Source organism: Streptomyces niveiscabiei (assembly GCF_001419795.1).
GTDB classification, from domain to species: Bacteria; Actinomycetota; Actinomycetes; order Streptomycetales; family Streptomycetaceae; genus Streptomyces; species Streptomyces niveiscabiei.
Map to the genome: position 1 here is coordinate 1 of NZ_LIRL01001265.1, position 3,730 is coordinate 3,730.

Below are 3,730 nucleotides of genomic sequence, written 5' to 3' on the forward strand. Positions count from 1 at the left end.
GTGGGAGGGCGGGTTGAGACCCGTACCCATTCAAAAAAGCAACGCCTCGAAGCTCAGGACTTGAGCCCCGGGGCGTCACGAGCGGAAAGCGAAGACCCGGGTACGGGGCGCCCTCCCGGGCCCGGCGGGCGCCGAGTTGGTCGGGTTCCTGCATCTGCGTGGGGCCTGGTGATCGCGGAGGTGTTCTCGCGGTCGGGGCAACGGGAGTTGTGGGCGGAGCCGGAGGGGGACCCGCACTGTACGGCGGTGCTGGACCTGGTGCGCTGAGGGCAGGCCGGTGCCGCCCTTACCGCACGCCCCCACCCCTCGTGTCCGAAACACCGGAACGCCTCGGCGCGAGGCCCGCGAGGGGGGACGCTGCGGCTCGTCGTCCACCTCCGGAGCCGCCGATGTCATCCCAGCCGCCACGCTTCGACGTGGGAACGGTCGCCCAGCTCTACTCCCAACTCGCCGGCGTACTCGCGGGGTTCGCGCTCACAGCGGTGTTCATCGTGATCTCGCACTTCCTCGGAGAGGCCGCGCCGACGGGACGCCGGGAGGAGGCGCTGCGGGGTGCGCTTCCCGCGTTGCTCGCGGCCGTACTGGGGCTGGTGTTCAGCTCGTTGACGTACTGCGCGGTCGCGGCGGACGGGGACAACTACGGGAGGGCGTTGTTCGAGCACGTCGTCGCCGGGGTGGGTTTCTCGGTCGCGGGAGCACTGCTGATCTTCGCCGCTGTGCTGCTCATCGAGGGGGCGTTGCCGTACGACTCCGTGTACTACGCGCGGAGGTTGCTCGGGCAGGGGGCGCCGTTGCCGATGTTCGGGTTGTTGTGCGAGGGGGTGTACGCGTATGGCGCAGAAGAGAACGGGGGTCGAGCTCCGGGGTGGCTGGGGGTGCTGGTCGTCGGGTTGCTGTGTCTGGTCGCGGGGGTGTCGGCCGTGGGCTATGTGGCTTATGGGCGGGGGGAGTTGGAGAGGTTCAGGGTGCGTGACGGTGGGAGTGGGAGGGTGGTTGCGGTGGGTGGGTTGACGGTGGTGACGGTGTGTCTGCTGGGTGTTGTGGTGACGACGGGGGTTACGGGTACGGGGTGTTCGGTACCGATGGGTGTGGTCGTCGCGGTGCTGTTGTGCGGGTTTCTCGCGGCGGTCGGGTTGAGCGGCTGGCTCTTTGTGACGCGGCCGGTTCGGGGTGACTAGTGCTCGAACCCATGCGGTCAGAGCGCCAGGGAGCTGATGAGGGCCGCCGCGAGCGGGGGCCCAGGTCAGGTAGGGGGAGATCAGACCTGCTTGAGGTCTTCGACGAAGGCGGCCCAGGACTGCGCACGGAACACGAGCGCCGGGCCGGAGGGGTTCTTGGAGTCGCGGACGGGGGTCAACTCGCTGTAGCCGTCCGCGACTTCGAGGCAGTCGCCGCCATCACCCGCGCTGTACGTCGACTTGCGCCAGCGTGCGACTGCGAGGTGGTCGCCGCTGTCGCTGGACTTGCACCAGGCTGCGCTGTTCAGTGCGTACTCAGAGGTGTTGTGCTTCATGGGCGTAATCCTGCGCCACCGACTCGATTAGAGCCAGCGACCGCGGGGTGGGGAGAGCATCCGCTTGGAGGAGGTTGAACGTGAGGGTGTGGCGGGTGATCACGGCTGGGTCGTCCTCCAGTTTTCCCATGTCAAGCCCCTCGGTGAAGCACAGTGGTGAGGCATCCTCGAACGCCATGAGCTTCAGGGAACCGCCCATTCCGGCATGAGTTCCTGAACTGAACGGCAGCACTTGCAAGATGACCCGGCGCCGCTGGGCCACGTCCATCACATGCCGGAGTGCTGCTGCCATGACCGCCGGGCCTCCGACCGGCCGACGGATCGCGGCCTCGTCCAGAACCACCCAGAACAACGGGTTTGTTGGACCGTCCAGGAGCCGGGTGCGCCCCATGCGGAGTGCCACCAACTCCTCGATCTCGTCGTCCGATGCCGTCGGCCTGTACGTGCGGAACAACGACTCCGCGTACTCCGGCGTCTGCAACAACCCGGGGATCAGCAGCGGCAGATAGTGCCTGATCTCGGTCGCCTTGGCCTCGGCTTCCGCCGCCTCCTCGAAGTGCTCCGGATACTTCGACTTCTTGGCCAGTTCCTTCGAGTTGCGCGTGAAGAACGTCCCCGTCCCCAACGCCTTGTCCAGCGGCGGCCCCATCTCAGGCCGGATGCGTCTGATCCCCACCTCCATCTGGCCGACGTACGAGCCGCTGACGAACAGGACCTCCCCCAACCCCGTCTGGCTGTACCCCTTTTCCTCGCGGGCGTGCCTGAGTTCCCGCCCGAGGAACACCCGCGGCGACGTCGGCAGGTCCAGATCCTTCTGCTTCGCCATGATCGACTCCCTCCGTTACAGCCGGAGTTGTTGCTGCGCCTCCTCTGGCAAGGCTAGAAGAGCGGCGACCACGCTGTGTGGTGAACCGAAACACTCAGCGTGGAGGAAGTGCGCACATGAAGGAGCTGACCGGGGCCGCAGAGCCCACCCCCACCATCGATGAAGCCCTCACCAGACTGCGGAACGCCCTCGCGGACGCGGGCGTCACCCTGCCCTCCCTCGCCGTGGACCAGGTCTCGGCGACCCACCGGGACCCGGCGTACCACCTGCTGGAGCTCGGCCGCTGCAACGTGGACACGGCCACCCGCCTCACCGCCGCCCTGATCCGCGCGGGAGCCCCAACTCGATGACGAAGATCGGCACTTACGTCCTCGACACCCGCTCGAACCGCATCGGCGAGGTCATGGACCACCTGAACGGCCACCTCCAACTCCGCCCGATCGGCGGCGGAGTCGAATGGGACTGCCCCCCGACGGACACGGAACTCCCCACAAGAGAAGCCCTGTTGAGCGAACGACTCCGCACGAGGAACAGGAACACGCACACCAGGGGCAAGCTGAACCCCTGACCCCCGGGAGCAACAACAGGCCCCGCCCACAGCCCACTTGACGGCACAAGGCGGGGCCACCCCTCTGCTCGCCGGCGCCTCAGACCTCGTACTGCCCGACCTCAAGGAAGTACCGCAACTCCTCCGGCGTCCCGTCGATCACTCGCTGCGCCGCCGCGTGGAGCGCGGCGCTGGTCTTCGGGTCCGCGAGGATACGCGCGACGGCGACCCGATCGTCCTCGGCCTGCGCGAGGCGGTACCCGGTAGCCAGGAAGGCGCGTAGTACTTCCGGCGTATTCACGTCGAGGGCCTTGCCCGCTGCGCGGACGACCGCCTTGCCGGGGTTGTGGCCGAGGATGGTGGAGATCTGGACCCGGTCGTCCTCGGCCTGCGCGAGGCGGTACCCGGTCTTGAGGAAGTTCCGCAGGTCGTCGGCGGTGCCGTCGAGCGCCTTGTTGGCCTCGCGGGCGACGGCCTTGCCGCTGATGGGGCTCGCCATGAGACGCAGGACGGCGATGCGGAGTTCGTCCAACGACATGTCGTCCACGGGGACTTCGGTGGACACGGCCGCCGAAGTCGATGCCGAAGTCGGCGTCGTCGCGAACGCCGGGGACGTGAAGAGGAGCGCCGGAGTGAGGGCGGCGGTCGTGAGCAGAAGGGTGGCGCGGGTCAGGCGTCTCATGTTGCTGTCTCCCCGTGTAGGCATGTCGAGGGGAGAGCTTCGCACGAGGGCCGGAGATGGTGCACTTCCGATAACGGGCAGTGTTGCGGGGGTAGTTGTTGCCGGTGTGCTTCAGGACGGCGTACCGAGAACACCCCCTACCCCCCTACCCCTCGTAGTACG

At 67.7% G+C, this 3,730-nt stretch carries 6 protein-coding genes; 3 read left to right on the forward strand and 3 right to left on the reverse strand.

Annotated features, from left to right (window positions below; all coding sequences use genetic code 11):
- Positions 1-389 precede the first annotated feature (389 nt).
- Positions 390-1,178, forward strand: coding sequence for a hypothetical protein (locus AOK24_RS42905; protein WP_055725264.1), 789 nt, complete (start codon positions 390-392; stop codon positions 1,176-1,178).
- Positions 1,179-1,258: 80 nt separating this feature from the next.
- Here the strand turns inward: AOK24_RS42905 and AOK24_RS42910 are convergent, their stop codons facing one another.
- Together AOK24_RS42910 and AOK24_RS42915 are read right to left on the reverse strand one after the other, a co-directional pair.
- Positions 1,259-1,513: a DUF397 domain-containing protein gene (locus AOK24_RS42910; protein WP_055725265.1), complete on the reverse strand. Its 255-nt coding sequence runs from the start codon at positions 1,511-1,513 to the stop codon at positions 1,259-1,261.
- Positions 1,494-2,339 carry a helix-turn-helix domain-containing protein gene (locus AOK24_RS42915; RefSeq protein ID WP_055725266.1) on the reverse strand — a complete coding sequence of 282 codons (846 nt, stop codon included), beginning with the start codon at positions 2,337-2,339 and terminating at the stop codon, positions 1,494-1,496. The genes AOK24_RS42910 and AOK24_RS42915 overlap by 20 nt, the downstream gene beginning before the upstream one ends.
- A gap of 116 nt (positions 2,340-2,455) precedes the next feature.
- On the opposite strand from AOK24_RS42915, the gene AOK24_RS42920 reads away from it, so the two are divergent.
- Both AOK24_RS42920 and AOK24_RS42925 read left to right on the forward strand, forming a co-directional pair.
- Positions 2,456-2,689, forward strand: a complete 234-nt coding sequence (locus AOK24_RS42920; RefSeq protein WP_055725267.1) for a hypothetical protein — start codon at positions 2,456-2,458, stop codon at positions 2,687-2,689.
- The gene (locus AOK24_RS42925; RefSeq protein ID WP_055725268.1) at positions 2,686-2,907 is read left to right on the forward strand and encodes a hypothetical protein; all 222 of its coding nucleotides are present in this window, start codon (positions 2,686-2,688) and stop codon (positions 2,905-2,907) included. The genes AOK24_RS42920 and AOK24_RS42925 overlap by 4 nt, the downstream gene beginning before the upstream one ends.
- 79 nt (positions 2,908-2,986) lie before the next feature.
- Here the strand turns inward: AOK24_RS42925 and AOK24_RS42930 are convergent, their stop codons facing one another.
- Positions 2,987-3,568 (reverse strand): ALF repeat-containing protein, encoded by a 582-nt coding sequence (locus AOK24_RS42930; protein WP_055725269.1) that lies wholly within the window; start codon positions 3,566-3,568, stop codon positions 2,987-2,989.
- Between the last annotated feature and the right edge of the window lie 162 nt (positions 3,569-3,730).